25 protein-coding genes and 1 pseudogene are annotated in these 23,871 nt (G+C 64.3%); 16 read left to right on the top strand and 10 right to left on the bottom strand.

Going from position 1 to position 23,871, the window contains the following annotated elements; genetic code table 11:
• The first annotated feature begins 65 nt into the window (after positions 1–65).
• The 4 genes from LB533_RS16035 to LB533_RS16020 all read left to right on the top strand — a co-directional run bounded on the left by LB533_RS16035 (position 66) and on the right by LB533_RS16020 (position 4,188).
• Positions 66–944: a methylated-DNA--[protein]-cysteine S-methyltransferase gene (locus LB533_RS16035; protein WP_140640561.1), complete on the top strand. Its 879-nt coding sequence runs from the start codon at positions 66–68 to the stop codon at positions 942–944.
• Positions 945–1,100: 156 nt separating this feature from the next.
• A complete protein-coding gene (locus tag LB533_RS16030) occupies positions 1,101–2,006 on the top strand; it encodes a ribokinase (protein WP_140640560.1) in 906 nt (301 codons plus the stop codon).
• A 10-nt stretch (positions 2,007–2,016) separates the two neighbouring features.
• Entirely contained in the window at positions 2,017–3,462 is a 1,446-nt protein-coding gene (locus LB533_RS16025) for an amidase (RefSeq protein ID WP_140640558.1), read from the top strand.
• Positions 3,463–3,573: 111 nt separating this feature from the next.
• Positions 3,574–4,188: a LysE family translocator gene (locus tag LB533_RS16020; protein ID WP_140640556.1), complete on the top strand. Its 615-nt coding sequence runs from the start codon at positions 3,574–3,576 to the stop codon at positions 4,186–4,188.
• A 118-nt stretch (positions 4,189–4,306) separates the two neighbouring features.
• On the opposite strand, the gene LB533_RS16015 is transcribed toward LB533_RS16020, so the two are convergent.
• Positions 4,307–5,248, bottom strand: a complete 942-nt coding sequence (locus LB533_RS16015) for a nucleoside hydrolase (RefSeq protein WP_140640554.1) — start codon at positions 5,246–5,248, stop codon at positions 4,307–4,309.
• A 301-nt stretch (positions 5,249–5,549) separates the two neighbouring features.
• Here LB533_RS16015 and LB533_RS16010 point away from each other — a divergent pair, with 301 nt between their 5' ends.
• Positions 5,550–5,975 carry an Hsp20 family protein gene (locus LB533_RS16010; protein WP_013893014.1) on the top strand — a complete coding sequence of 142 codons (426 nt, stop codon included), beginning with the start codon at positions 5,550–5,552 and terminating at the stop codon, positions 5,973–5,975.
• A 76-nt stretch (positions 5,976–6,051) separates the two neighbouring features.
• Positions 6,052–6,321, top strand: coding sequence for a DUF1150 family protein (locus LB533_RS16005; protein ID WP_140500195.1), 270 nt, complete (start codon positions 6,052–6,054; stop codon positions 6,319–6,321).
• Positions 6,322–6,390: 69 nt separating this feature from the next.
• Here LB533_RS16005 and ptsN read toward each other — a convergent pair whose 3' ends face one another.
• The 6 genes from ptsN to lptC all read right to left on the bottom strand — a co-directional run bounded on the left by ptsN (position 6,391) and on the right by lptC (position 11,602).
• Entirely contained in the window at positions 6,391–6,855 is a 465-nt protein-coding gene (gene ptsN, locus LB533_RS16000) for a PTS IIA-like nitrogen regulatory protein PtsN (RefSeq protein ID WP_135898701.1), read from the bottom strand.
• A gap of 80 nt (positions 6,856–6,935) precedes the next feature.
• On the bottom strand, positions 6,936–7,514 hold the full coding sequence (gene hpf / locus LB533_RS15995) for a ribosome hibernation-promoting factor, HPF/YfiA family (RefSeq protein ID WP_140640552.1): 579 nt from the start codon (positions 7,512–7,514) through the stop codon (positions 6,936–6,938).
• A gap of 265 nt (positions 7,515–7,779) precedes the next feature.
• Positions 7,780–9,306 (bottom strand): RNA polymerase factor sigma-54, encoded by a 1,527-nt coding sequence (rpoN, locus tag LB533_RS15990; protein ID WP_140640550.1) that lies wholly within the window; start codon positions 9,304–9,306, stop codon positions 7,780–7,782.
• A 193-nt stretch (positions 9,307–9,499) separates the two neighbouring features.
• Positions 9,500–10,318 (bottom strand): LPS export ABC transporter ATP-binding protein, encoded by an 819-nt coding sequence (gene lptB / locus LB533_RS15985; protein ID WP_140500202.1) that lies wholly within the window; start codon positions 10,316–10,318, stop codon positions 9,500–9,502.
• Complete coding sequence (locus LB533_RS15980) at positions 10,318–10,902, bottom strand: LptA/OstA family protein (RefSeq protein ID WP_140566097.1); 585 nt, start codon at positions 10,900–10,902, stop codon at positions 10,318–10,320. Before LB533_RS15980 ends, lptB begins: the two co-directional genes overlap by 1 nt.
• A complete protein-coding gene (gene lptC / locus LB533_RS15975; RefSeq protein ID WP_140640548.1) occupies positions 10,889–11,602 on the bottom strand; it encodes an LPS export ABC transporter periplasmic protein LptC in 714 nt (237 codons plus the stop codon). Before lptC ends, LB533_RS15980 begins: the two co-directional genes overlap by 14 nt.
• A gap of 383 nt (positions 11,603–11,985) precedes the next feature.
• Here lptC and sppA point away from each other — a divergent pair, with 383 nt between their 5' ends.
• The 4 genes from sppA to LB533_RS15955 all read left to right on the top strand — a co-directional run bounded on the left by sppA (position 11,986) and on the right by LB533_RS15955 (position 14,716).
• Entirely contained in the window at positions 11,986–12,942 is a 957-nt protein-coding gene (gene sppA, locus LB533_RS15970; protein WP_140640546.1) for a signal peptide peptidase SppA, read from the top strand.
• A gap of 80 nt (positions 12,943–13,022) precedes the next feature.
• Positions 13,023–13,307: an integration host factor subunit beta gene (locus tag LB533_RS15965; protein WP_006200394.1), complete on the top strand. Its 285-nt coding sequence runs from the start codon at positions 13,023–13,025 to the stop codon at positions 13,305–13,307.
• A 53-nt stretch (positions 13,308–13,360) separates the two neighbouring features.
• Positions 13,361–13,693: a DUF1049 domain-containing protein gene (locus tag LB533_RS15960; RefSeq protein ID WP_224677702.1), complete on the top strand. Its 333-nt coding sequence runs from the start codon at positions 13,361–13,363 to the stop codon at positions 13,691–13,693.
• 57 nt (positions 13,694–13,750) lie between these two features.
• On the top strand, positions 13,751–14,716 hold the full coding sequence (locus LB533_RS15955; protein ID WP_140640542.1) for an ornithine cyclodeaminase family protein: 966 nt from the start codon (positions 13,751–13,753) through the stop codon (positions 14,714–14,716).
• A 222-nt stretch (positions 14,717–14,938) separates the two neighbouring features.
• Here the strand turns inward: LB533_RS15955 and LB533_RS15945 are convergent.
• Positions 14,939–15,250, bottom strand: a pseudogene (locus tag LB533_RS15945) (helix-turn-helix transcriptional regulator); the annotation flags it as partial.
• 134 nt (positions 15,251–15,384) lie between these two features.
• Here LB533_RS15945 and LB533_RS15940 point away from each other — a divergent pair.
• The 6 genes from LB533_RS15940 to LB533_RS15915 all read left to right on the top strand — a co-directional run bounded on the left by LB533_RS15940 (position 15,385) and on the right by LB533_RS15915 (position 22,340).
• The gene (locus LB533_RS15940) at positions 15,385–16,458 is read left to right on the top strand and encodes a class I SAM-dependent rRNA methyltransferase (RefSeq protein WP_140640540.1); all 1,074 of its coding nucleotides are present in this window, start codon (positions 15,385–15,387) and stop codon (positions 16,456–16,458) included.
• Complete coding sequence (locus LB533_RS15935; RefSeq protein WP_140640538.1) at positions 16,458–17,318, top strand: TrmH family RNA methyltransferase; 861 nt, start codon at positions 16,458–16,460, stop codon at positions 17,316–17,318. The genes LB533_RS15940 and LB533_RS15935 overlap by 1 nt, the downstream gene beginning before the upstream one ends.
• Positions 17,319–17,331: 13 nt before the next feature.
• Positions 17,332–17,820, top strand: a complete 489-nt coding sequence (lspA, locus tag LB533_RS15930) for a signal peptidase II (protein ID WP_140640536.1) — start codon at positions 17,332–17,334, stop codon at positions 17,818–17,820.
• A gap of 62 nt (positions 17,821–17,882) precedes the next feature.
• Positions 17,883–18,875, top strand: a complete 993-nt coding sequence (locus LB533_RS15925; RefSeq protein ID WP_140640534.1) for an MDR family oxidoreductase — start codon at positions 17,883–17,885, stop codon at positions 18,873–18,875.
• An 85-nt stretch (positions 18,876–18,960) separates the two neighbouring features.
• The gene (locus LB533_RS15920; RefSeq protein ID WP_140640532.1) at positions 18,961–21,270 is read left to right on the top strand and encodes a PAS domain-containing hybrid sensor histidine kinase/response regulator; all 2,310 of its coding nucleotides are present in this window, start codon (positions 18,961–18,963) and stop codon (positions 21,268–21,270) included.
• A 182-nt stretch (positions 21,271–21,452) separates the two neighbouring features.
• A complete protein-coding gene (locus LB533_RS15915) occupies positions 21,453–22,340 on the top strand; it encodes a GNAT family N-acetyltransferase (RefSeq protein ID WP_140640530.1) in 888 nt (295 codons plus the stop codon).
• 97 nt (positions 22,341–22,437) lie between these two features.
• On the opposite strand, the gene LB533_RS15910 is transcribed toward LB533_RS15915, so the two are convergent.
• Together LB533_RS15910 and grpE are read right to left on the bottom strand one after the other, a co-directional pair.
• Complete coding sequence (locus LB533_RS15910; protein WP_140640528.1) at positions 22,438–23,070, bottom strand: trimeric intracellular cation channel family protein; 633 nt, start codon at positions 23,068–23,070, stop codon at positions 22,438–22,440.
• Between the two features lie 123 nt (positions 23,071–23,193).
• On the bottom strand, positions 23,194–23,829 hold the full coding sequence (gene grpE, locus LB533_RS15905) for a nucleotide exchange factor GrpE (protein ID WP_140640526.1): 636 nt from the start codon (positions 23,827–23,829) through the stop codon (positions 23,194–23,196).
• Positions 23,830–23,871: the final 42 nt, after the last annotated feature.

Genomic DNA, 23,871 nt, shown 5'->3' with positions numbered 1-23,871 from the left:
GAAGGCAAGTTTCGGGTGGCGATCGGCGTCCCAAGGGCTGATATTCCGGCTCAAGGAGAAGTCCCATGAGCACACAGACAGCGGTCCTCAAGAAGGACATCACGCCCGAAGGCAACGACTACGAAATCGTGCGCCGCGCCATCGAGAAGATCAGCCTCGACTATCGCGACCAGCCTTCTCTCGAGGAGCTTGCCGAGGAGGTCGGCGAGACGCCGACCGGCCTGCAGAAGCTGTTCACACGCTGGGCCGGCCTGTCGCCCAAGGCATTCCTGCAGGCGGTGACGCTGGACCATGCCCGCAGGCTGCTCGATTCCGGCATGCCGCTGCTCGAAACCTCATTCGAGCTCGGCATGTCCGGCCCCGGCCGGCTGCACGACCTGTTCGTCACCCATGAGGCGATGTCGCCGGGCGACTACAAGACGCGCGGCGCCGGGCTCACCATCCGCTATGGCTATCATGCCTCGCCATTCGGCACCGCCCTGATCATGGCCACCGACCGCGGGCTTGCCGGCCTCGCCTTCAGCGATCCGGGCGAGGAGCGCGCCGCTTTCGCCGATATGTCCAGCCGCTGGCCGAATGCCGTCTATGTCGAGGACATGGCCGCGACCGGCCCCTACGCCGCGCGCATCTTCGACCCGACGCTGTGGCGCCCCGACCAGCCGCTGCATGTCGTGATGATCGGCACCGACTTCCAGGTTCGCGTCTGGGAGGCCTTGCTCCAGATCCCGATGGGCAAGGCTCGCACCTATTCCTCGATCGCCGCCAGCATCGGCGCGCCGAGCGCCAGCCGCGCCGTCGGCGCCGCCAACGGCGCCAACCCGCTCTCCTTCGTGGTGCCTTGCCACCGCGCCATCGGCAAGTCCGGCGACCTCACCGGCTACCACTGGGGCCTGACCCGCAAGCGCGCGATCCTGGGCTGGGAAGCTGGGCAGATTTCGTCCTGAAGGCCCCGGACAAGGCAACATCGGCTAAGGCCTTCGCCAGCATCGCCCTGCCGCCCCGCGCAAATGGCGCAGCGTCCTGAGGCCTGTCCCAACAGCATCCTCTGGAAAGCCGTGATCTTACAGGATAGCCTCCCTCGCATTCATCAGGAGGCATCCTTGATCATCGTCGTCGGCTCGATCAATCTGGACCTTATCGCCAATGTCGACCGCTTGCCGAGCCCTGGGGAGACGGTGAGCGGCTCCGGTTTCGCCACCGCGCCCGGTGGCAAGGGCGCCAACCAGGCGTTGGCCGCCGCGCGCGCCGGCGCCAAGGTGCGTATGGTGGGAGCCGTCGGCAAGGATAATTTCGCCGGCGAGGCCCTGGCCCTGCTGCGCCAGGCCAAGGTGGACCTGTCTGGCGTGAGCGAAACTTTTGCCTCGACCGGCACCGCGCTGATCATGGTCGGCGACGACGGCGAGAACATCATCGCCGTGGTGCCAGGCGCCAATGCTTCCGTGGTGCCCGGAGACCTCTCCAAGACCTTTCTGAAAAAGGGCGATGTCGTGCTTCTGCAACACGAGATCCCGCTCGCGACGATCGATGCCGCGCTCGACCAGGCAAGGGGAGCCGACGCCGTCACCGTGCTCAACACGGCGCCCTTCCATCGCGACGCAGCCGGCTTGCTCGGCAAGGCCGACTATGTCGTCGCCAATGAGACCGAGTTCGACCTCTATGGCGAGGTGCTGTCGCTGAGCGGGCGCGACCGCGCGGCACGGATGCGCGACTTTGCCGGGAAAACCGGCCGCACCATCGTGGTCACGCTCGGAGGCGACGGCGTGATGGCGGCGACCCCGACCGATTCCCTGACCGTTCCCGCATTGAAGATCACCCCGGTCGACACCGTTGGTGCCGGCGACACATTTTGCGGCTATTTCGCCGCCGGCCTATCCTCGGGCCTGCCTCTCGAGCAGGCGCTCGCCCGGGCCGGCGCGGCCGGCTCGCTGGCATGCCTGAAGCCGGGCGCCCAGCCGGCAATCCCGTTGGCCGCCGATGTCGACCAGGCACTCCTGAAATCCCGTTGAGATAGCCAGAATGCGCCCCCAGACGAAACATGCCGCGCCACCGGCCGGCGACATCTGTCGCCTGTCCGCCGTCGAACTGGCCGACGCGATCCGGCAAAGGAAACTTTCGGCACGTGAGGTGGTGACGGCATTCCTCGACCGCATCGAAGTCGTCAACCCGCTCGTCAACGCCATCGTTTCCTTGCGCGATCGTAGCGATCTCCTGCGCGAGGCCGATGCAGCCGATGCCCATCCGGACCGCGCCGGTGCCGGTGCGCTTTTCGGCCTGCCGATCGCGGTCAAGGATCTCGCAATGACGAGCGGCCTGCGCACCTCCTTCGGCTCGCCGATCTTTGCCGAGTTCGTGCCGCAGGAGGACGATTTCTTCGTCGAGCGCATGCGCAGGGCCGGCGCCATCATCATCGGCAAGACCAACGTTCCCGAATTCGGCCTCGGCTCCAACACCTACAATCCCGTGTTCGGGCCGACGCTGAACGCCTTTGATCCTGATCTGAGCGCCGGCGGCTCGAGCGGCGGCGCCGCGGTGGCGCTGGCGCTCGACATGGTGCCCGTCGCTGACGGTAGCGACTTCGGCGGCTCGTTGCGCAATCCAGCCGCCTGGAACAATGTCTATGGTTTCCGGCCATCGCAGGGGCTCGTCCCCGGCGGCCCGGACGTCGAGGTCTTTCATGCCCAGATGGGCGTCGACGGGCCGATGGGACGCAATGTCGGCGACATGGCGCTGCTGCTCGACGTGCAGGCGGGCTATCATCCGCACGCACCCTTGTCCTATGAGAAACAAGGCTCTTTCCTCGAAGGGTTGCGGATGCCCGCCGCGGGCGGCCGTGTCGCCTGGCTCGGCGATCTGGGCGGCCACCTGCCCATGGAGCCGGGCATTCTCGAGCTCTGCCAGGCCGCCCTCGACCGCTTCGGGGAAGCATCCTTCAAGGCCGAGGCACTGGTGCCGGACTTCGATTTCGAAGCGCTGTGGCAGGCCTTCGTGATCTTACGCCAGGCCAGCAGCGGCTGTGCGCTGAAAGTGCACTATGATGATCCTGCCAGGCGCGCCCTGTTGAAGCCCGAAGCCGTCTGGGAGGTGGAGAACGCGCAACTCCTGACGGCGCCTCGGATTCGCGCCGCCTCGGTCGTCCGCACGTCCTGGCACCGGACGCTGCTGTCGCTGTTCGACCGCTTCGACCTTATTGCATTGCCGACCGCGCAGGTCTTTCCGTTCGACGCCGGCACGCATTGGCCGCGCGATGTCGCCGGCCACGCCATGGACAGCTATCATCGCTGGATGCAGGTCTCGGCGCCCGCCACCATGGGCGGCTGCCCGGCCGTCAGCGTGCCGGTCGGCTTCGACGCCAGAGGCCGTCCGATGGGCATGCAACTGATCGGCCGGCCGCGCGGCGACATGGCCGTCCTGAAGGCGGCGGCGGCCTATGAGGCGACGCTGCGGTGGCCGTCCGGCGCCTGAATCCGGTGAATCTGCGTATCGCGCGCCTTCATGTGCCGGCTTGCACCGGCATCGCCGTCATGCATTGATTGTAGGGCGCCGCGCAGGCGGCATTCTGCCCGAGGGAAAATCATGTCGCTGGAACTCTATGCCGCCTATGTCCTTGCGTGCGTCGTCATCATCCTGGTGCCTGGGCCGACGGTCACGCTGATCATCGCCAACAGCATCCGCCATGGCTCCCGCGCCGGCCTCGCCAATGTCGCCGGCACGCAGGCCGGCCTGGCCGTCATGATCGCCATCGTCGGCATCGGCCTCAACACGCTGATATCGGGCATGGGGCACTGGTTCGAATGGGTGCGGCTCATCGGCGCCGCCTACTTGATCTGGATGGGCGTGCAGATGTTCCGGTCCAAGGGCAAGCTGAATGCCGACGGAACAGCGCGGAAGCCGCGTGGCGGGTTTTTCCTGCAGGGCCTGCTGGTGGCGCTCAGCAACCCCAAGACGCTGATCTTCTTCGGCGCCTTCTTTCCGCAGTTCATTGCGCCGCAAGGCAATTATTCGCTGCAGATCGCCGTCATGGGCCTCACCGCCATGATCTTCGCCGCCGTGTCGGATTCGACTTATGCGCTGGCCGCCGGCCGCGCCGGTCGCATGCTGTCCGCCGGCCGCGTCAAGCTCCTGTCCAGGATCAGCGGCAGCTTCATGGTCGGCGGCGGCCTGTGGCTGGCTTTTTCGCGGTCAAAGTAGGGCTCCTCCCTCGCAGTTACGGGGCAGCCCGGGGCCGCCCCGCAGAATGTTGGCCCCTGCGTCGCCTCTCATCCGCCTGCCGGCGCCTTCTTCCCGTGGAACGGGGAGAAGGGAGCTTTTAAAGCCGCCCGAGCCTTTCCACCAGCAGCGCGAAGAAGCCGTCATGGTCGATGTCGCGCATCACCTTGGCGTTCTTTTCCCGCTTGGTGACGCCCCACCAGTCGATCACGGTCATGCCCATGGTCAGTTCCGAGCTGGTTTCCACGCTGACATTGCAGTTGCGGCCCCCGAACAGCTCCGGTTTCAACAGGTAGGCGATGACGCAGGGGTCATGCAGTGGCCCGCCATCGGTGCCGTATTTCTCCTCGTCGAAACGCTCGAAAAACTCCAGCATCTCGGCCGTCGCGGTACCGACCTTGGTGCCGAGCTTGCGAAAGGCCTGGGTGCGCTTGGCGGTGGTCAGCGCCTTGTGGGTGACGTCGAGCGGCATCAACACGATCGGAATGCCGGATTTCAACACCACCTCGGCCGCGTGCGGATCGACATAGATGTTGAATTCGGCCGCCGGCGTGACGTTGCCGCCTTCGAAGAAGCCGCCGCCCATCAGGACGATTTCCTTGATGCGCGGCGCGATCCTCGGCTCGCGGATCAGCGCCAGCGCGATGTTGGTGAGCGGCCCGAGCGCGCACAGGGTTATGCTGCCGCTCTCCTCCTTCATCAGCGTCTCGACGATGAAATCGACGGCGTACTTCTCCTGCAGCTTCATCGTCGGTTCGGGCAATTGCGGCCCGTTGAGGCCGGTTTGGCCATGCACCGCCTCGGCCGTGACCAGTTCACGCGCCAAGGGACGGACGGCGCCGGCATAGACCTTGATGTCGGGTCGGCCGGCCAGTTCGCAGATCTTGCGGGCGTTCTTCTCGGTAAGCTTCAGCTGCACGTTGCCGGCGACGGCGGATATGCCGACGATCTCCAGCTCGGGGCTGCCAAGCGCCAGCAATATGGCGACGGCATCGTCCTGGCCAGGATCCGTGTCGATGATGATCTTGCGTGTTTGGGGCATTTCAATTCCTTGTTTGGCCATGAGCTCATGCGTCCGAGCGAGCATGCGAAACGCACCGAACCGGCCTTGAGCTGCCGAACCGCTCCGCCCGGGGGACGAATCCCGGCGCAGCGCTTCTCCTTGCATCTCACTGCCGTTTCAAGCGCCATGTCGATCATTCTTGTGAGTCCACGACGTGGTCTTTTTGGGCGGGTGTTTTGATGGCTTGAACTTGGTCGTGGGGCGGACCATATCAAGACCATCGGGAAAAATGCCATCTGGGTTTTTCCAGTTTATGTCGCTCTTGAGAGGACAATGTAACATGAGCCGAATGACGCCTTTCTCCAGCCCGCTTCTCCTGGGTTTCGACGCCATGGAAAAGACGCTGGAGCGCCTGGCGAAATCCGGTGACAGCTATCCTCCTTATAACATCGAGCGGCTCAGCGGCGCCGACGGCAAGGCCGAAAGGCTGCGCATCACGCTCGCTGTCGCCGGTTTCGCCGAAAGCGATCTCGATGTCACCACGGAGGAAAACCAGTTGGTCGTGCGCGGTCGTCAGACCGACGATACCGAGCGCGAATTTCTTCATCGCGGCATCGCCGCACGCCAATTCCAGCGCTGCTTCGTGCTGGCCGACGGCATGCGGGTGATCGCGGCGGAGCTGAAGAACGGCCTTTTGTCGATCGATCTCGATCGGCCCGAGTCCGAGCGGCTGGTACGGAAAATAAACATATCGGTGAAAGACTGATCTTTGCCGATGGCTCTCATGCGGGATGGCCTACTGCCCAGGACCAGGGCGGCGTCTCGCGCCAAGGAGGCTTGAAATGACCAGAACTGACCAAAATCCTACCCAAAATCCCACCATGACCAGCGGTGAATTCGCCCATCTCGGCGAGGGCTCGGTCGCTTATCTGCGCAAGGTCACGAGCGAGGAACTGCTCGGCCGTTTCCCGGGCATTGGCGAAATCGCGCCCGGCATGGAATTGTGGGCGCTGTTTGCCGCCAATGGCCAGCCGATCCTGCTTTCGGATGCCCGCGACCGCGCGCTGGCCGGCGCCATGGAAAACGACCTGACCACGGTCGCCATCCATTAAAGCGATTTCCCGCTGAAAACGAACGGGGCCGCCCGTGGCGGCCCTCGATCGTCGTTTATCCAGAAAACGTCAGGCCGCGTGCGAGGCCTGGGTGTCCGACAAAAGCGCGTGGATCGCCACGGCGTCGCGCGTTCCCCTGATCTTGGCCACCGTATCGGCATCGCGCAGCACCCGCGCGATGCGCGACAGCGCCTTCAGATGATCGGCGCCCGCCCCTTCAGGGGCCAGCAACAGGAACACCAGGTCGACCGGCTGGTCGTCGAGCGCCTCGAAATCGACCGGCGTCTCCAGGCGGGCGAACACGCCGGCGATGCGCTTCACGCCGGCCAGCTTGCCGTGCGGAATGGCGATGCCGTTGCCGACCCCGGTCGAGCCGAGCCGCTCGCGCTGCAGGATGGTGTCGAACACCTCCCGCTCCGGAATGCCGGAAATCGCGGCCGCCCTCTCCGACAGCAATTGCAGAAGCTGCTTCTTGGAGTTCGCCTTCAACGCCGGCAATATCGCCGGAACGTTGATGAGATCGCTCAGATCCATACTTGAAAATCCCTTGTTCGCCTGCCGTCACCAGTCCCCACCCTCGTGCGGCCGGTCTTATCCCTGTGCGACCTCGGTCGTCACGCTTGTGCGACCTTGGTCGTGGACGGGTCGATCCAGCCGATGTTCCCATCCGGCCGGCGATAGACGATGTTGACGTGATCGTTTCCGGCGTTGCGGAAGACGAAGACCGGACTGTCCTTGGTGTCGAGTTCGATGACCGCTGACGCCACCGACATGGTCTTCAGCGTCATGGTCGATTCGGCGACGATGGCCGGCGCAAAATCCTCCGGAATGTCCTCGTCGTCATCGGCAAGCGGCGCCATCACCGTGTAGGCGATATCGGTGAGCTCGCCATTGCCCGAATTGTGCGATTTCAGCCGGCGCTTGTAGCGCCGAAGCCGGGTTTCCAGACGATCCGCCGCGGCCTCGAAGGCCAGCGTCGGGTCCTGGGCGTCGCCGGTCGCCTGCAGCGAAGCGCCGGAATCCAGCCGGATCATGCAATCCGCCGAATAGCGCGAGCCCGATTTGATGACGGTGACATGTCCGGCAAAGCCGCGGTCGAAATATTTGCCGATCGCCTCGCCGACACGATCGTTGATGCGCGTACGGAACGCATCGCCGATATCCATGTGTTTTCCCGATATGCGCAGATTCATCTGAAAACTGACCTTCCTTGCTCAGGCTTCAAACTGGCCGGAGTTTATACTCGTGGTCCGTGCGCACAAGCTTTGCGGCGTCACTCGCGCCGATTTAAATCCAAACTTTCCGGTTGATCACAAGCCGCCTTCTTGACCATCCCTAGGCCATTGTCGTGACGGACCATCCGCTAGCGGGCGTCGAGCCCGTCTCATGCGGGCGGGCTTCTAGCCACTTCACCGCAGCTTGTCAATGAAGCGCGAAGGCTGTGGAAAATCGCCGAACCTAGCGCCCGGCGCTGGCAAGGGCCCGCTTCTCGCGCCGGCGCTGCACCGAGGACGGGATATTCATGCCTTCCCTGTATTTGGCGACCGTGCGCCTGGCGATATCGACGCCGCTTTCGCGCAACATGTCGACGATCGCGTCGTCGGACAGGACGTCGACGGTTTTTTCCTCGTCGATCAATTGCTTGATGCGGTCGCGCACCGCTTCCGACGAATGCGCCTCGCCACCGCCCGACGCGGCTATCGAGGCGGTGAAGAAATAGCGCAGTTCGAACACGCCGCGCGGCGTCAGCATGTACTTGTTCGCGGTAACCCGGCTGACGGTCGATTCGTGCATGCCTATCGCGTCGGCCACCGTGCGCAGGTTGAGCGGCTTCAGCTGGCGCACGCCATGGACGAAGAAGGCATCCTGCTGGCGCACGATCTCCGATGCCACCTTGAGAATGGTCTTTGCCCGCTGATCGAGGCTGCGCGTCAGCCAATTGGCATTCTGCAGGCACTCGGCCAGGAAATCCTTTTCGGCCTGGTTCTTGGCGTGCGGCGAAACCTGGGCGAAATAGATGTGGTCGACCAGCACGCGCGGCAGCGTTTCGGCGTTGAGCTCCACCGTCCAGCTGCCGTCATTGGCCGCGCGCACCTCGACATCGGCAATGACGGCGTCGCTGGCGCCGCCCGAAAATGCCATGCCCGGCCGGGGATCGAGCGCCCGGATCTCGGCCAGCATGTCGAGCAGGTCCTCTTCGTCGACGCCGCAGATCCGCTTCAGCGTGTGGAAATCGCGGCGCGCCAGGAGTTCGAGGTTGGCAATCAGCGCCTTCATCGCCGGATCGAGCCTGTCGCGCACGGCAAGTTGCAGCGACAGGCATTCGGCAAGGTCGCGGGCGAACAGGCCGGCGGGCTCGAAGGTCTGGCATACCGACAGCACCTTGGCCACGGAGTCGGCGCTGCTACCAAGGCGCGAGGCTATCTCAGCCATATCGGCGCGCATATAGCCGGTCTCGTCGAGGCCATCTGCGAGTTCGCCGGCGATCAGGCGCGCCGCCGGATCGGCGAAAGCGAGCGCAATCTGCTCGCTGACATGATCGCGCAGCGTGATCGCGGTCGCCGCCATATCGCCGGCGTCGAAGCCATCGGACGAGGAAGTGCCGCCATTGCCGGTCGCCGATTTCCACTGCGCCGTGAGGTCTGGTCCGAGCCGCTCGCTGGTGCCCGGGTCGTCCGGGAACAGATTCTCCAGCGATGTGTCGAGCTTTTCCGAGATCGCCTCGGCGCTCCATCCCGCTTCGGTCTCGAACCAGTCGCCATCGGCGGCCGTTTCCGGGGCCGCCTCGGTCCTCGGCACCTGGTCACTGGCGGCGTCGTCCTGCGGCTCGGCGCGCTCCAGCAACGGATTGCGCTCGATCTCCTCGTCGATGAAGTGCTCGAGTTCGGCATGGGTGAACTGCAGCAGCCGGATCGACTGCATCAGTTGCGGCGTCATCACCAGCGACTGCGACTGTCGTAGCTGTAGTTTCGCCGCCAACGCCATGGTTCGGTTTCAAACGCCTCGTCTGCATCCGGACTGCCGGAAGGAATTTTCGCGGACCGATAGAAACTGGCCCGGCTTTTGCCTGTCAAGGCAAACGCTAGCAAAACCCGCTTACCGGAGCGTTATCCCGGAGCAAAATCGCGAGAAAACAGCCCCTGACAGGCAAAAATCGCGTCAGGAAACAATTTCGCGCTCAGAGCGTGAATCCCTCGCCCAGATAGAGCCGCCGCACATCGGGATTTGCGACCACTTCGTCGGCCCGGCCATGAGTGAGCACCTGGCCGGCATGGATGATGTAGGCACGGTCGATCAGGCCGAGCGTCTCGCGCACATTGTGATCGGTGATGAGCACGCCGATGCCCCGCGCCGTCAGATGACGCACCAATTGCTGGATGTCGGCGACGGCGATCGGATCGATACCGGCGAAAGGCTCGTCGAGCAGCATGTAGGCCGGGCGCGTGGCCAGCGCACGCGCGATCTCCAGGCGCCGACGTTCGCCGCCGGAAAGCGACATAGACGGCGCCTTGCGCAGATGGCTGATGTGGAACTCCTCGAGCAGTTCGTCGAGGCTGCGCTCGCGCTCCTTGCGGCTCTTTTCGACCACTTCCAGCACGGCGCGAATGTTCTGCTCGACGCTGAGGCCGCGGAAGATCGAGGCCTCCTGCGGCAGATAGCCGATGCCCAGACGCGCACGCCGGTACATCGGCATGGAGGTGACATCGAAGCCGTCTATCTCGATCGTGCCCTCGTCCACCGGCACCAGGCCGGTGACCATGTAGAAACAGGTGGTCTTGCCGGCACCGTTGGGACCGAGCAGCCCGACCGCCTCGCCGGCACGCACCCCGAGCGTGACGCCGCTGACGACCTTGCGACCCTTGTAGCTCTTGGTCAGGCCCTTGGCGATCAAGGTTCCCTTGAACTTCGCCTTATCGGCGGTGACCGTGGCCGGAGCCGAAACCTTGCCGGCGGCCCGCCCCGGAAGACGCGCCGTCAGCGACGACAGGCTGGCCATCAGGGGTTCGTCGCTCCCGATTTCGGCGGTGGCGTCATCGACATGATGACACGTCCGCCGCAGCCGTCGACATTGGCGAGGCCGGTCTTCATCTGCACGGTGAGCTTGCAGCCCTTGAGGACATTGGGGCCTTGCGACAGCACCACTTCCTTGCCGGACAGGACCAGCACCTGCGTCTTCATGTCGAAGGTGCCATTGTCGCCGGTCGCGATCTGGTCATTCGACTTGATGTAGACTTTTCCGCTGACTTCAAGGTGGTCGATATTGGCGGAGCCGGTCATCGCCGCTCCCGCTGCTTCCGTCCCCTTTGCGGCCGCGTTCGGGTCCTTGACGTAGTAGACCATCATCTTGCCGGACTTGAGCAGGGTCGGTCCCTGCACGACCGTGACGTTGCCGGTGAACACGGCTACGTTGTCCGCCTGCCGGACCTCCAGCTTGTCGCTCTCGATCTGGATGGGCTTGTCGCCCGATAATTTGAGCCCGGACGCGCTCTCGGCGCTGGATTGCGCCAGCGCCGGCGCAAGCCCCAGCAAAAGCAGCGCCGAAGCTGCGGCGGCAAGCCGTGTCGAACTAATGAGCCACATTCGCTTCTTCGCCCTTTGCCTCTGCCGCCTTCAGATTGGCGGGATCGATATTGACGCGCACTTTGTTCTCGAACACCAGAACCTTGCCATTGTCCTGCACCGACAAGGAATTCGCGCTGATCTGCGACCCGTCACGGCTGACGTCCACGGGATCATCCGTCTTCATAGTGCCTTTGCCCATGTCGAGGAAGACCGATTTGAACCTGGCCTGAAGGCCGTCGGTCGTGGCGATCGTGACGTCGCTGGTCAGGTGCATCGTATTGCCTTCGCGATCGTAGGTACCATGCGTGGCCTTGATCGCAGCGACATTGTCGGCCGCGATCGGCACCTTGGCGTCGATGCCGTCGAGTTCGATGATGCCTTGCGTGCTGACGTCCTGTATGGCGCGCAATGCCGTCATGGAATAGGGCAATTTCTGCTTCGTGAAGCCGTTGAGCTTGGGGTTTGCCATCACCAGCTTGCCGTTGGAAAAGGCGGTGCCTTCCGCCTGGACCGCGACGGACACCGGTGCGGCGAGGTAGGAATAGACCGGGAAGGCGATGGCGATCAACGCCGCCAGCACCGGCACGGCGAATTTGAGCACGCGCACGCGGCGCGAATGCCGCCGTGCGCGATCGAACGCGTCCCCCCTCGCCGGGCCGTCCGCCGGGGGAGGCAACTCCGTCTCGGTGCTGCTCGCTTCACTCGTTCGCGCTAACATAACTGCTTTCTTCTAAAACCCCTGCCCGCCGGGCAACACCGCCTATAGGTGGGACGTCGGCGCTTTCAAGCAAGCACAAGCCGACGAAAACCGCGAAAATGTGACAGTTGCGGTCGTGCAGATCAGAACGGATCGACACCGGCAGCCCTGCTTCATAGCAGAAATAGACGTCTGGCGTACATTTTTCGTTACCACCGGCTCTCCCCTTTACCTGCCGTTCGTTTCACGGACCAATCACGAAACCGACGTCTTGGCGGACGCTGACGCGCACTTGCCTCGCGTGCGCCGCGCGCGGATTGCCGCGTCATGCGCAGACGGAACTGCTTCCAGACCGGGACGTCATGGTCTAAAAGCATCTCTTTCCATCGACCGTGAGGCTGACCATGGCATTGAGAGCCGACGACCTGATCGACCGCCGCCGCTTGCGGCGTAAGCTGACTTTCTGGCGCGTTGCGGCCATCGCCATCGTTGCGCTCGGCATCGTTGCGATCTCGGCCTGGTTCTATCGCGATGATTTCAGCGGCTCGGCCGTCGATCATATCGCCAAGGTCAGGATCGAAGGCACCATCACCGAGGACGACGAGTTGATCAAGCGGCTGGAAACCATCCGCAAATCGTCAAGAGTAAAAGGCGTGATCCTCGCCATCGATTCCCCCGGCGGTACGACGGTCGGCGGTGAATCGATCTATGAGGAGGTGCGCAAGCTCGCCGCCGACAAGCCTGTCGCGGCCGAGGTCGGCACGCTCGCCGCGTCGGCCGGCTACATGATCGCGAGCGCCACCGATCACATCGTCGCCCGCAAGACCTCGATCGTCGGCTCGATCGGCGTGCTGATCCAGTATCCTGATGTCAGCGGCCTGATGGACAAGCTCGGCGTCAAGCTGGAGGAAGTGAAATCCTCGCCGCTCAAGGCCTCGCCCTCGCCTTTCAAGCCGACCAACGACGACGAGCGCGCCATGGTCCGCAAGCTCATCCTCGACAGCTACGACTGGTTCGTCGGCATCGTCGCCGAACGCCGTAAGATGACCCGCGAGCAAGCGCTGGCGCTCGCCGACGGATCGATCTTCACCGGTCGCCAAGGGGTCGCCAACGGCCTGATCGACGCCGTTGGCGGCGAGACCGAGGCGATCGACTGGCTGGCGACCAAGGGCGTCGACTCGAAACTCAACGTGGTCGAATGGAAGAACACGGAGCGGCGCGGCGGCTTCCTGTTGTCCAAAGCGATGGTGAGAACGATCGCCGGCGCGCTCGGCCTGCCGGACTACAGCGGCGATATCATCCATGAACTTGGCGCCGACCGCTTGTTTCTTGACGGTCTCGTTTCCGTCTGGCACCCTTGAGATGCCGTTTGGGGTGGATGAAAAAGCAAACAAAATCATCCTCATAATTTCGACCGCACCGATTTCAGGGGACCCGTCCGATGATCAAGTCCGAACTTGTGCAGATTATTGCCACGCGCAATCCGCATCTTTTCCTGCGCGACGTTGAAAACATCGTCGGTGCGATTTTCGACGAGATCACCGACGCGCTCGCCGAAGGCAACCGGGTCGAATTGCGTGGCTTCGGTGCCTTTTCGGTGAAAAATCGCCCCGCCCGCACCGGCCGCAACCCGCGCACCGGTGAATCCGTCGAGGTCGAGGAGAAATGGGTGCCTTTCTTCAAGACCGGCAAGGAACTGCGCGAAAGGCTGAATGGCGGAAAGTAGGCGCGACGCCAGACCGGCCCTTCCCGGGACGCCGGTTTCCGACGGAAAACATCATGCTCAATCGCTTCATGCTCATCGTGGTCTTCGTGCCCCTGGCGGTCATCCTGATCGCGCTGGCCGTCGCCAATCGCGAACTCGTCGCCTTCACGCTGGATCCGTTCAATCCCGGCAATCCGGCGCTGACGCTCACTTTGCCGCTGTTCATCTTCCTGTTCCTGGCCCTCGCCGTCGGCATGGTCGTCGGCAGCCTGGCGACCTGGGTCAAGCAGGGACGCTACCGCAAGCTGGCGCGCCAGCGCGGCGTCGAGGCCGAGAACCTGCGCCAGGCGATCAGCCGCACCCCGTCGACACCGCAGGGACCGGTGCTGCCGAAGCCGACCAACTGACCGCCGCACGGCGCTGTGGGCCCTCTCGGGCCGGCGATTTTCTTCACGGAGTTTCCCATGCTGACCATTTCGGCCGCAGAGGTCGACCAGGCGTTGACCTTCCCAGGGCTGGTGGACACGCTGCGCGTGGCTTTCCGTGACGGCGCGGTGCAACCCGTCCGGCATCATCACACGGTCGAACGGCCGGACGGTGCGGCCTCGACCTTGCTGCTGATGCCGGCCTGGACCGATTTCAACGCAGCCGGCATCTCGGCCGGGGGGCATATCGGCGTCAAGATCGTTACCGTCTCGCCCGACAACAATGCCATCGGCAAACCGGCAGTGATGGGGGTCTATCTCCTGCTCAACGGCGCCACCGGCGAACCGGAGGCCCTGATCGACGGCCAGCGGCTGACGCAATGGCGCACGGCCTGCGCCTCGGCGCTCGCCGCATCCTATCTGGCGCGCGAAGACGCTTCCCGGCTGCTGGTGATCGGGGCCGGTGCGCTGTCGCCATTCCTCGCCAAGGCGCATTGCGCCGTGCGGCCGATCAGGACCATCCGCATTTGGAATCGCACCTTGAACAACGCCGAGAAGGTCGCCGCCGGACTGCGCGCCGAGGGCTTCGCGGCGAGCGTAGCGACCGATCTCGATGCCGAGCTCGGCCAGGCCGACATCGTCTCGTCGGCGACGATCGCGACCGATCCGCTGATCAAGGGCGCCCGCCTGAAGCCGGGAAGCCATGTCGACATGGTCGGCGGCTTCACCCCGACAATGCGCGAAAGCGACGACGAGGCGATAAGGCGCGCCCGCGTCTATGTCGACACCCGCGCCGGCGCCACCAAGGAGGCCGGCGACATCGTCATACCGCTCGCTTCGGGCGTGCTGAAACCGGAAGCCGTCATAGCCGACTTGCACGAGCTGGCGCGCGGCCAGAAGCAAGGGCGCCGGAGCGCCGACGAGATCACGCTGTTCAAGTCGGTCGGCGCCGCGCTCGAGGACCTTGCCGCCGGCATCGCCGTCTACAAGGCGCTCAGGACCTAGTTTACTGTCTCGGCTGGTTTAGCGCCCATTGCTTCGGCGATTACGGAGAAATCGGCCCCGCTTACCGAGAACAGGCCGAAGCGCAGTTGATACCCCCAATTCGGCTTGCCGGCCGTGAAGTCCAGCCTGTCGAGCAATGGCTTGATCGGCGCTTCCCCGGCCGCCGCCCAGTCGACGTCGCGGCGAAAGGGCGTGAAGCCGCCGCCCATGTCGCCTTGGTAGGGCAAGCGCGTTGACGGCCGCTGCCGAAAGCCGCGAATCCGGTTGCTTGGCGACCCAGCGCGAACCGAGCACAATCACCTCGATCTCCTCGTCGCTGAACATCAACGGCGGCAACATGAAGCCGGGCTTCAGCACATAGCCGAGCCCTGCCTCGCCCTCGATCGGCGCCCCCTGGCCCTGCAACGTCGCGATGTCGCGGTAAAGCGTGCGAATTGAAATCCCGAGCTCGTCAGCGAGCGACTGCACGCTCACCGGCATGCGATGCCGGCGCAATGTCTGGATCAGGTCGAGCAGGCGTTCGGAGCGGGACATATCGAAGATTTGCCTGTTTCTTTGACATTGGTCCATCGCAAGCCGACATGACCAGGCGACGCCCGCGCGGCGGACTTGGTTGCGAAGCCGGTTGCCCTATGTCAAAAGCGGCCACGCCTCGGAGATGCTCCTGCTTGAAATCTTTTCGCGACAAACGCCGCGACAGCCGTCTGCCCGCAAAAAGCGGTGCACAACAGGCGCGTCCGCATGAAGGTCGTGGAACGGCCAGGCCGCATGAGCGGCCCGAGGCCAGGGCCGACGAGCGCCCCGAACCGAAATCGGCGCCCCGCATCCTGGCCCGTCGCGACGGCGCTCTTCCGGCCGAACAGCTTCCGCTGATCCTCGAAGTGGCACCCAATGCAGACTATGCGCTGCTCGACAGCGGCGCCGGCCAGAAGCTCGAACAATACGGTCCTTATCGGATCGTCCGCCCCGAGGGCCAGGCGATCTGGCAAAAGGCGCTGCCGGCAAGGGAATGGGACCGCGCCGACGCTGTCTTCACCGGCGATACCGACGAGGAAGGCATTGGCCGCTGGCGCTTCCCCGGGACGCCGCTCGGCGAGACCTGGCCGATGAAGCACGACGGCATCGATTATCTCGGCCGCTTCACCTCGTTTCGCCACGTCGGCGTGTTTCCCGAGCAGGCCTCGCACTGGGATCACATGGCCGGACTGATCGCGGCGGCCAGGCGGCCGGTCAAGGTGCTCAACCTGTTCGGTTATACCGGCCTTGCCTCGCTGGTGGCGGCGCGCGCCGGCGCCGAGGTCACCCATGTCGATGCCTCGAAAAAGGCGATCGGCTGGGCCCGCGAAAACCAGGAGATGGCCGGGCTTGGCAACAAGCCAATCCGCTGGATCGTCGAAGACGCGGTGAAATTCGCCGAGCGCGAGGAGCGCCGCGGCAGCCGCTATGACATCGTTCTGTTCGACCCGCCCGCCTATGGCCGCGGCCCCAAGGGCGAGGTCTGGCAGTTGTTCGAGGACCTGCCGGCATTGACCGATCTCTGCCGATCGATCCTGACCCCGAAACCGCTAGCCGTGGTGCTGACCGCTTATTCGATCCGCGCCTCCTTCTTCGCCATCCATGCCCTCATGCGCGACACCTTTGCCGGCATGGGCGGCAGGGTTGAATCGGGCGAATTGATCATCCGCGAAAAATCGGCGGGCCGCGCGCTGTCGACCTCGCTGTTCTCGCGCTGGGTGGCCTGATGAGTGGATATGACGGCGCCCGTCCGGTCGGGCAGGTAAAAGAGGTCACCAGCCTCGCCAATCCGCTGGTCAAGGACATCAAGGCGCTGGCCTTGAAAAAATTCCGCGACCAGCAGAACGCCTTCATGGCCGAGGGATTGAAGCTGGTCATCGATGCGCTCGACCTCGGCTGGCAGATCAGGACCCTGGTCTTCGCCAAGGCCGGACGCGGCAACGCGGCGGTTGAGAAGGTCGCTGCGCGTACGGTTGCATCAGGCGGCACCGTGCTCGAAGTCTCGGAAAAAGTGCTTGTCGCTATAACCCGCCGCGACAATCCGCAAATGGTGATCGGCGTTTTCTCGCAGAAACTCCTGGCGCTGAAGGATATTCGCGCCGACAATGGCGATGTCTGGGTGGCGCTCGACCGGGTGCGCGATCCCGGCAATCTCGGCACCGTCATCCGCACGGTGGACGCCGTCGGCGCCAAGGGCGTGATCCTGGTCGGAGACACCACCGATCCCTTTTCGGTGGAGACGGTGCGCGCCACCATGGGCTCGATCTTCGCCGTTCCGGTGGCCAAGGCGACGACCGAGGCATTTCTCGCCTGGCGCGGCGGGTTTTCTGGCCTCGTCGCCGGCACGCACCTCAAAGGCGCGGTCGACTACCGCTCGGTCGATTTTTCCCGGGGGCCGGTGCTGCTGATGATGGGCAATGAACAGCAAGGCCTGCCCGAAAGCCTGGCGGCGAGTTGCGACAGGCTGCTCAGGATTCCGCAGGCAGGCCGTGCCGATTCGCTCAATCTTGCCGTCGCCACCGGCGTCATGCTGTTCGAGATCCGCCGCGGCGCGCTGAAACTGGACCCGATGATGGATCCACAATGAGGGTTGCCCAATCGTGAAATCATGGTCTCCCTATGCGCTGCTGGTCATCGCGGCCATCGCGCTCGACCAGTGGATAAAACATTTGGTCGAGATCGGCCTTCCCTTCCAGGAAAAGCTCGATCTCCTGCCCTTCCTGGCGCTGTTTCGCACCTATAACACCGGCATCGCCTTCTCGATGTTCTCATCCTTTGGCGATACCGGCCTGGTGGTCATCGCCGTGCTCGTCGTCGCCTTCGTGCTCTATCTGGCCACGCACACGCCTGCGGGCCATGTGGTTGCCCGCACCGGCTTTGCCCTGATCATCGGTGGCGCGTTCGGCAATCTGATCGACCGCGCCGTCTACGGCCACGTCATCGACTACATCCTGTTCCACACTCCGGTCTGGTCCTTCGCCGTGTTCAATCTCGCCGACGCCTTCATTTCGGTCGGCGCCGCGCTGGTCGTGCTTGACGAAGTTTTGGGCTGGCGGCGCCAGCCCAAGCCGCAGGGTCCCGACGCCTGAGCGATTGACCCGGCGCGGCCGCCGCAGCAGAGTCCCAACGTCGATAGATCGAGGAGAGAAAAATGCCCGAGACCTTCAAAGCCATCCTCGTTTCGCGCGACGCCGACAAGAAACAGTCGGTGGCGGTGACCGACCTCACCGAAGCCGATCTCATGGACGGCGACGTCACCGTCGCCGTCGAAGCGACGACGGTGAACTACAAGGATGGGCTCGCAATATCAGGCAAGGCGCCGGTCATTCGCCGCTGGCCCCTGGTGCCAGGCATCGATTTCGCCGGAACGGTCCTATCCTCTTCCCATCCCGACTGGCGCAAGGGAGACAAGGTCATCCTGAACGGCTGGGGCGTCGGCGAGACCCATTTTGGCGCCTATGCCGGGCGCGCCCGCGTCAACGGCGACTGGCTGGTGCCGCTTCCCGACGGCATCAGCGCGCATGACGCGATGGCGGTCGGCACCGCCGGCTATACCGCCATGCTGTGCGTCATGGCACTGGAGCGGCACGGCATCATGCCCGATCGCGGGCCCGTGGTGGTGACGGGCGCGGCCGGCGGCGTCGGTTCGGTCGCGGTCTCCATCCTGTCCAGCCTGGGCTATCACGTCATTGCCTCGACCGGGCGCAATGCCGAAAGCCCGTATCTCATCGATCTCGGCGCCGCGGAGGTGATATCGCGCGACGAACTCAGCCAGCCGACCAAGCCGCTCGCCAAGGAGCGTTGGGCGGGCGGCATCGATTCCGTCGGCAGCCACACACTGGCCAATGTGCTCTCGATGACCTCCTATGGCGGTGCCGTCGCGGCCTGCGGCCTGGCCGGCGGCATGGACCTGCCCTCGAGCGTGGCACCTTTCATCCTGCGCGGCGTTTCGCTGCTCGGCATCGATTCGGTGATGGCGCCGAAGCCGGTGCGGCTCGAGGCTTGGCGCCGCATCGGCACCGACCTCGACCTGCGCAAGCTCGCCAGCCTGTCCAAGACCATCGGCTTCGACGACATCATCGGCGCCGCGCGCGACATCGTCAACGGCAAGATCCGCGGCCGCGTCGTCGTCGACATGCAGTGAGTTCGCGGGGGTAAAACAACCTATCCGCTAAAATTCGAACGATCCCCCGCAGGCTTCCATAATTTCTGTCCGGTAGGATTTTCGCATGGTCGCGGAATCCGGCATCCAGGAAGCGGAGACTGGCGAAGACGTCGATGCGGTACCCCCGCCGGCGTCGGCGCGGCGGTTCGTCGCCGCACCGCCGCTGGCGCCTGAGCCGCAACAGGCCCCACATGAGCCGCGATTGGCTAGCCGCGAAGGCTTGCCGCTGCTGACCTTCGTGGCCGTCGTCATGCTGGCGGGGCTGACGCACCTGACCGGCGCGCCGATCTTCATCAGCCTCGCTTTGCTGGTGACCGGGCTTGCCGGCTTCGGCCTGCACCTACGCGCCAGAAGGAGCGAATACCACACCGCCGCGCTGCTTGATGAAACCACGGCTCGCAGCCGTGCCGAGATCGAGACACTGGCCGACCGCATGTGGGAGATGCAGGAGAGCGAAGAGCGCTTTCGCGGCCTGATCGACGCGCTTGGCGATCTCGTCATCCATCGCGACCGCGACGGCCATATCGTCTATGCCAACAAGGTGTTCGCCGATCTCGTCGAGATCGATCAGCGCGACCTCGCCGGCAAAACTCTGGCGGAACTCGGCATCGAGGTCGGTATCGTTCCCGACGCCGCGTTTTCCGACCATGAGTGCCTGAGTTCCACCGACGTCGCCATCCGCACGCCGGGCGGTTCGCGCTGGTTCTCGTGGATCGAACTGTCGGTGCGCGACAAGGACAGCGGTGCTGTCTCGCATCGCGCCATCGCCCGCGACATCACCGCCCGCAAACGTGCCGAATCCTCGCTGATCACCGCGCGCGAGCGGGCCGAATACGCAAGCCAGGCCAAATCGCGCTTCCTCGCCACCGTCAGCCATGAAATCCGCACGCCGATGAACGGCATCATGGGCATGGCCAGGCTGTTGGCCGATACCAGCCTGTCGCCGGAGCAGCAGACCTATGTCGGCGCGATCTCGACCTCGGCCAGCGCCCTGCTGGCCCTCATCGAGGACCTGCTCGACTATTCCAAGATCGAGGCCGGACGTTTCGACCCGGAACCGCAGCCGATGTCGGTGCGCGAGATCGCCGACAACATTGTTGAGCTCCTCGCCGCGCGGGCCTTCGCCAAGGATATCGGCCTCGGCTGTCATGTCGAACCCGACGTGCCGCAATTGATCACCGCCGATCCGGGCCGGGTCAGGCAGGTGCTGCTCAACCTGATCGGCAACGCCATCAAGTTCACTGACAGCGGCGGCGTGCTGGTGAGCATCGCGCGCGCCCGCACCGAAACCACCGACCGCATATGCTTCACCATCGCCGATACCGGGCCAGGCCTGCATGAAAACGACATGGAGCGCATTTTCGAGGAGTTCGAACAGGCCGACGGCACCTCGACGCGCGCGCATGGCGGGGCTGGCCTCGGTCTTGCCATCTCCAAGCGCCTGGTGACCGCCATGGGCGGCACGATTTCCGTCTCAAGCCGGCTGGGTCAGGGTTCGGAATTCGTCTTCGATATCCCGGCCATATCCGCGAGCGAGCCACCGCCGGGCCGGACGGACGCACTTCAGGGCAGGCGCGCGGTGATCCTGTCGAGAAACATCGTCGAAGCCGACGCCATCGCCCGCAGCATCCGCGCCAATGGCGGCGCGGTCGACATCGCCACCACCGTGGCGCAGGCGGCAGCGTTCTCCGGCGGTTGCGACGTGCTGCTGGTCGACGCGGCCATGGAAGAGGGCGACGGAAGACTGCTCAAGCGGCTGCGCCAAAGCGGCTTTTCCGATTGCGAAGCCATCACGCTGATCGCCCCGACCGACCGCGGCATGCTCGGCGAGTTCCGCGCCAGCGGCTACGCGACCTTCCTCGCCAGACCGGTGCGAGGCGGAACACTTTTGCGTGTGCTTCTGAGCAGTCATGCGCCGGCGCTTGCCCCGACACGGCCGGAAAAGCCCCACCCGCCGGCGCTTCGCGCCGCCAGTGACCGCCAGCATGGCCTGTCGGTGCTGATCGCCGAGGACAATGACATCAACGCCATGCTCGCTCGCGCCACGCTGCTGAAGGCCGGTCATCGCGTCAAGGTTGTCGGCAACGGCAAGGCAGCGGTCGAGGCCGTTACCGGTGCCGGACACAAACACCGCTTCGACGTGGTGCTGATGGACCTGCACATGCCGGTGATGGATGGGATGGACGCCATCGCCGCCATCCGCCGCCATGAGGAGGAGACGGCCGCGCCGCCCGTGCCCATCATGGTGCTGTCGGCCGATAGCCAGGAAAAGACCCGCCATGCAGTGCTCGCCCACGGCGCCAGCGGCTTTGTCACCAAGCCGCTCGACCCCGATGCGCTGGTCGACGCCATCGAGGGGCAGGTCGCCGCCTGAGCCTTTTTTCCATCGATCTCCTGCCGAGCGCCGCCACCTTGCCCTGCACAACGTAGCCGGTTGACCGTATTCGCCAGCCGACGAAGTATTGCCCGCGAGGCCGTATCACGGTACTGTCACAATCCTGTTGCACCTACACCGTATCCCCGTGCCAAGAGGGATGGCTCGAAGGAGAATCACTCGTGCATACAGTTATGCCGGAATGTGACACTCGGCCGAACGCCGGCGGCGCCTTGCTTGCCGGGCGCAACGTCGATTCCGTCACAAAGGGCGCACCGCTCGGCCGTATCGGCAACCTCGAAGTGCGGCTGGCCCGCAACGAGGCCGAGATCGCGGCCGCGCAGGAAGTGCGCTACCGGGTATTCTACGACGAGCTTGGCGCCAGGAAGAACCTGTTTCAGGTGCAGGACCGCCGTGATGCCGACCGCTTCGATCCGCACTGCGATCATCTGCTCGTCTTCGATACCTCGCTTTCCGGCCCCGAACATCGCCGCATCGTCGGCACCTACCGGCTGCTGCGGCAAGAAATCGCTGCTGCCGCCGGCGGCTTTTATTCCGAAGGCGAATTCGAGCTGACCAAGCTCATCGCCCGTCACCCGGGGCAGCGCTTTCTCGAGCTCGGCCGCTCCTGCGTCCTGCCGGAATACCGTTCGAAGCGCACCATCGAGGCGTTGTGGCAAGGCATCTGGGCGTATATCAACCACTATGGCATCGGCGTGATGACCGGCTGTGCGTCCTTCCACGGCACCGTCCCGGCGGCCCATGCCGAGGCACTCACCTATCTGGCGCATCACTGCCGCACGAATTCGGCTTGGGACGTGCGCGCCGTCGCCGGGCGCTATTGTTCCATGGATCTGATGCCGATCGAGGCGGTCAATGCCAAGGCGGCGATCGCGGCGATGCCGCCCTTGGTCAAGGGATATCTCAGGGTCGGCGCCCGCATCGGCGACGGCTGCGTCATCGATCGTGAATTCTCGACGGTCGATGTGTTCGTGGTGATGCCGGTCAAGGAGATCGGCGCCCGCTACGTCAATTATTACGGCGGGGAAGCGCAACGCTTCGCGGCGTGAACAATAGTGAGTAGTGAGTAGTGAGTAGTGAGTAGTGAGTAGTGAAGACATCATAATTCACACCTACTGACTATTTCCCTACAGACTGCTCCCTACTTCACGAAATATCCTCTGGCCGTCTGCCGGGCCGGCTCTTGTAGGACGCAAACGACCAGCCGAATTTGAGCGCGCCGCCGCGCACGGCGAATGCCGCAGCGAAGCCGGCCAGGCCTGAGACGATCTGCGGCAGTCCGGCGACATCGCCCAATGTGAAGATTGACGCGCCAACCAGGGCGGCCGTGACATAGATTTCCGGCCTCAGCAGCACCGAAGGCTCCCCTGCCAGCACGTCGCGCAGGATGCCGCCGAATGTGGCGGTCAGCACGCCGGTGACGACGGAAACGACCGGCGAACCGGTGATGGCCAACCCCTTGGCCGCACCCATCACCGAAAAAGCGGCCAGCCCGACGGCGTCGAGCCAGAGCAGCCACTTCCAGCGGGATTCGACACGGTGTGCGCTGAAAAAGACCAGCACCGCAACCGCCGCGCAGATCAGTACATGGCTGGAATTGGCGATCCAGAAAACCGGCAGGTTAAGGATGACGTCGCGAAGAGTGCCGCCGCCGATGCCGGTGACGCACGCCAGGAAAAGGAAGCCGATAATATCGAGCTGCTTGCGCGACGCGGCAAGCGCACCCGTCGCCGCGAAGACAGCAACGCCGGCATAGTCGAGAAGCGCGATGGGGTTCAAGGGCGGGACCAAGAGAGTAAGGCAGTAGGGGAGTAGGGGAGTATGTTTAGCACGAAGCCGCACTGTTGGTACGACCCCTTACTGCCTTAATTCCCCTACTGCCCTACTCCCCTACTCCCCTAACTACGCATCCTTCTCCGCCTGCTCGTTCACGGGGCCCGGCTCGACCGGCGCTTCGCCGGCGGCGAGTTTCGGGCCGCCCTTGGCGACGCCGACCATGGCCGGGCGCAGCACCCGCTCCCCGATCGAATAGCCCGGCTGCACGACCTGCACCACCGTGTTGGCCGGCACATCGGGATTGGGCACTTCGAACATGGCCTGGTGGAAATTGGGATCGAACTTCTCGCCTTCCGGCGCGAGCTTCTTGACGCCATGCCGCTCCAGTGCGGACAGCATGGCACGCTCGGTGAGATCGACGCCCTCGATCAGTGCCTTGAAACCCGCATCGCCGGACGCCTTGGCCTCGGCGGGAATCGCGTCCAGCGCGCGGCGCAGATTGTCCGAAACCGACAGCATGTCGCGGGCGAAGTTCGCGACCGCATAGGTACGCGCGTCATGCACGTCGCGCGCGGTGCGGCGGCGCAAATTTTCCATCTCGGCCGCGACGCGAAGCGCCCGGTCCTTCAGCTCTTCATTCTCCTTCAGCAGCCGCACAACCGCTTCATAATCGCCATCGATGCCGCCTTCCGTGCGCTCGGCATCGGCTTCGGTCGCCTCGATTTCGTCGGGCGCGCGTTCGTCTTTTGCCTGGTCGCTCATGCCGTTTCCCGTCATCTCGAATAGTGTGGATTTTGAGCCCGA

Origin of the sequence: Mesorhizobium sp. BR1-1-13 (assembly GCF_020165515.1) — a bacterium.
GTDB lineage: Bacteria > Pseudomonadota > Alphaproteobacteria > Rhizobiales > Rhizobiaceae > Mesorhizobium.
The sequence above is the reverse complement of the archived record's forward strand: the minus strand, read 5'-3'. Positions and strand labels throughout refer to the sequence as shown.

What these genes read in the sequence shown, in the direction of transcription:
- LB533_RS16025 (WP_140640558.1), top strand. Translation starts at nt 2,017, where the DNA reads ATGCGCCCCCAGACGAAACATGCCGCGCCACCGGCCGGCGACATCTGT.
- LB533_RS15920 (WP_140640532.1), top strand. Translation starts at nt 18,961, where the DNA reads ATGGTCGCGGAATCCGGCATCCAGGAAGCGGAGACTGGCGAAGACGTC.
- LB533_RS16010 (WP_013893014.1), top strand. Translation starts at nt 5,550, where the DNA reads ATGAGCCGAATGACGCCTTTCTCCAGCCCGCTTCTCCTGGGTTTCGAC.
- LB533_RS16005 (WP_140500195.1), top strand. Translation starts at nt 6,052, where the DNA reads ATGACCAGAACTGACCAAAATCCTACCCAAAATCCCACCATGACCAGC.
- LB533_RS15980 (WP_140566097.1), bottom strand. Translation starts at nt 10,902, where the DNA reads ATGTGGCTCATTAGTTCGACACGGCTTGCCGCCGCAGCTTCGGCGCTG.
- ptsN (WP_135898701.1), bottom strand. Translation starts at nt 6,855, where the DNA reads ATGGATCTGAGCGATCTCATCAACGTTCCGGCGATATTGCCGGCGTTG.
- LB533_RS16015 (WP_140640554.1), bottom strand. Translation starts at nt 5,248, where the DNA reads ATGCCCCAAACACGCAAGATCATCATCGACACGGATCCTGGCCAGGAC.
- LB533_RS15925 (WP_140640534.1), top strand. Translation starts at nt 17,883, where the DNA reads ATGCCCGAGACCTTCAAAGCCATCCTCGTTTCGCGCGACGCCGACAAG.
- lptB (WP_140500202.1), bottom strand. Translation starts at nt 10,318, where the DNA reads ATGGCCAGCCTGTCGTCGCTGACGGCGCGTCTTCCGGGGCGGGCCGCC.
- LB533_RS16035 (WP_140640561.1), top strand. Translation starts at nt 66, where the DNA reads ATGAGCACACAGACAGCGGTCCTCAAGAAGGACATCACGCCCGAAGGC.
- LB533_RS15960 (WP_224677702.1), top strand. Translation starts at nt 13,361, where the DNA reads ATGCTCAATCGCTTCATGCTCATCGTGGTCTTCGTGCCCCTGGCGGTC.
- LB533_RS15965 (WP_006200394.1), top strand. Translation starts at nt 13,023, where the DNA reads ATGATCAAGTCCGAACTTGTGCAGATTATTGCCACGCGCAATCCGCAT.
- rpoN (WP_140640550.1), bottom strand. Translation starts at nt 9,306, where the DNA reads ATGGCGTTGGCGGCGAAACTACAGCTACGACAGTCGCAGTCGCTGGTG.
- grpE (WP_140640526.1), bottom strand. Translation starts at nt 23,829, where the DNA reads ATGAGCGACCAGGCAAAAGACGAACGCGCGCCCGACGAAATCGAGGCG.
- LB533_RS16020 (WP_140640556.1), top strand. Translation starts at nt 3,574, where the DNA reads ATGTCGCTGGAACTCTATGCCGCCTATGTCCTTGCGTGCGTCGTCATC.
- lptC (WP_140640548.1), bottom strand. Translation starts at nt 11,602, where the DNA reads ATGTTAGCGCGAACGAGTGAAGCGAGCAGCACCGAGACGGAGTTGCCT.
- LB533_RS15955 (WP_140640542.1), top strand. Translation starts at nt 13,751, where the DNA reads ATGCTGACCATTTCGGCCGCAGAGGTCGACCAGGCGTTGACCTTCCCA.
- sppA (WP_140640546.1), top strand. Translation starts at nt 11,986, where the DNA reads ATGGCATTGAGAGCCGACGACCTGATCGACCGCCGCCGCTTGCGGCGT.
- hpf (WP_140640552.1), bottom strand. Translation starts at nt 7,514, where the DNA reads ATGAATCTGCGCATATCGGGAAAACACATGGATATCGGCGATGCGTTC.
- LB533_RS15935 (WP_140640538.1), top strand. Translation starts at nt 16,458, where the DNA reads ATGAGTGGATATGACGGCGCCCGTCCGGTCGGGCAGGTAAAAGAGGTC.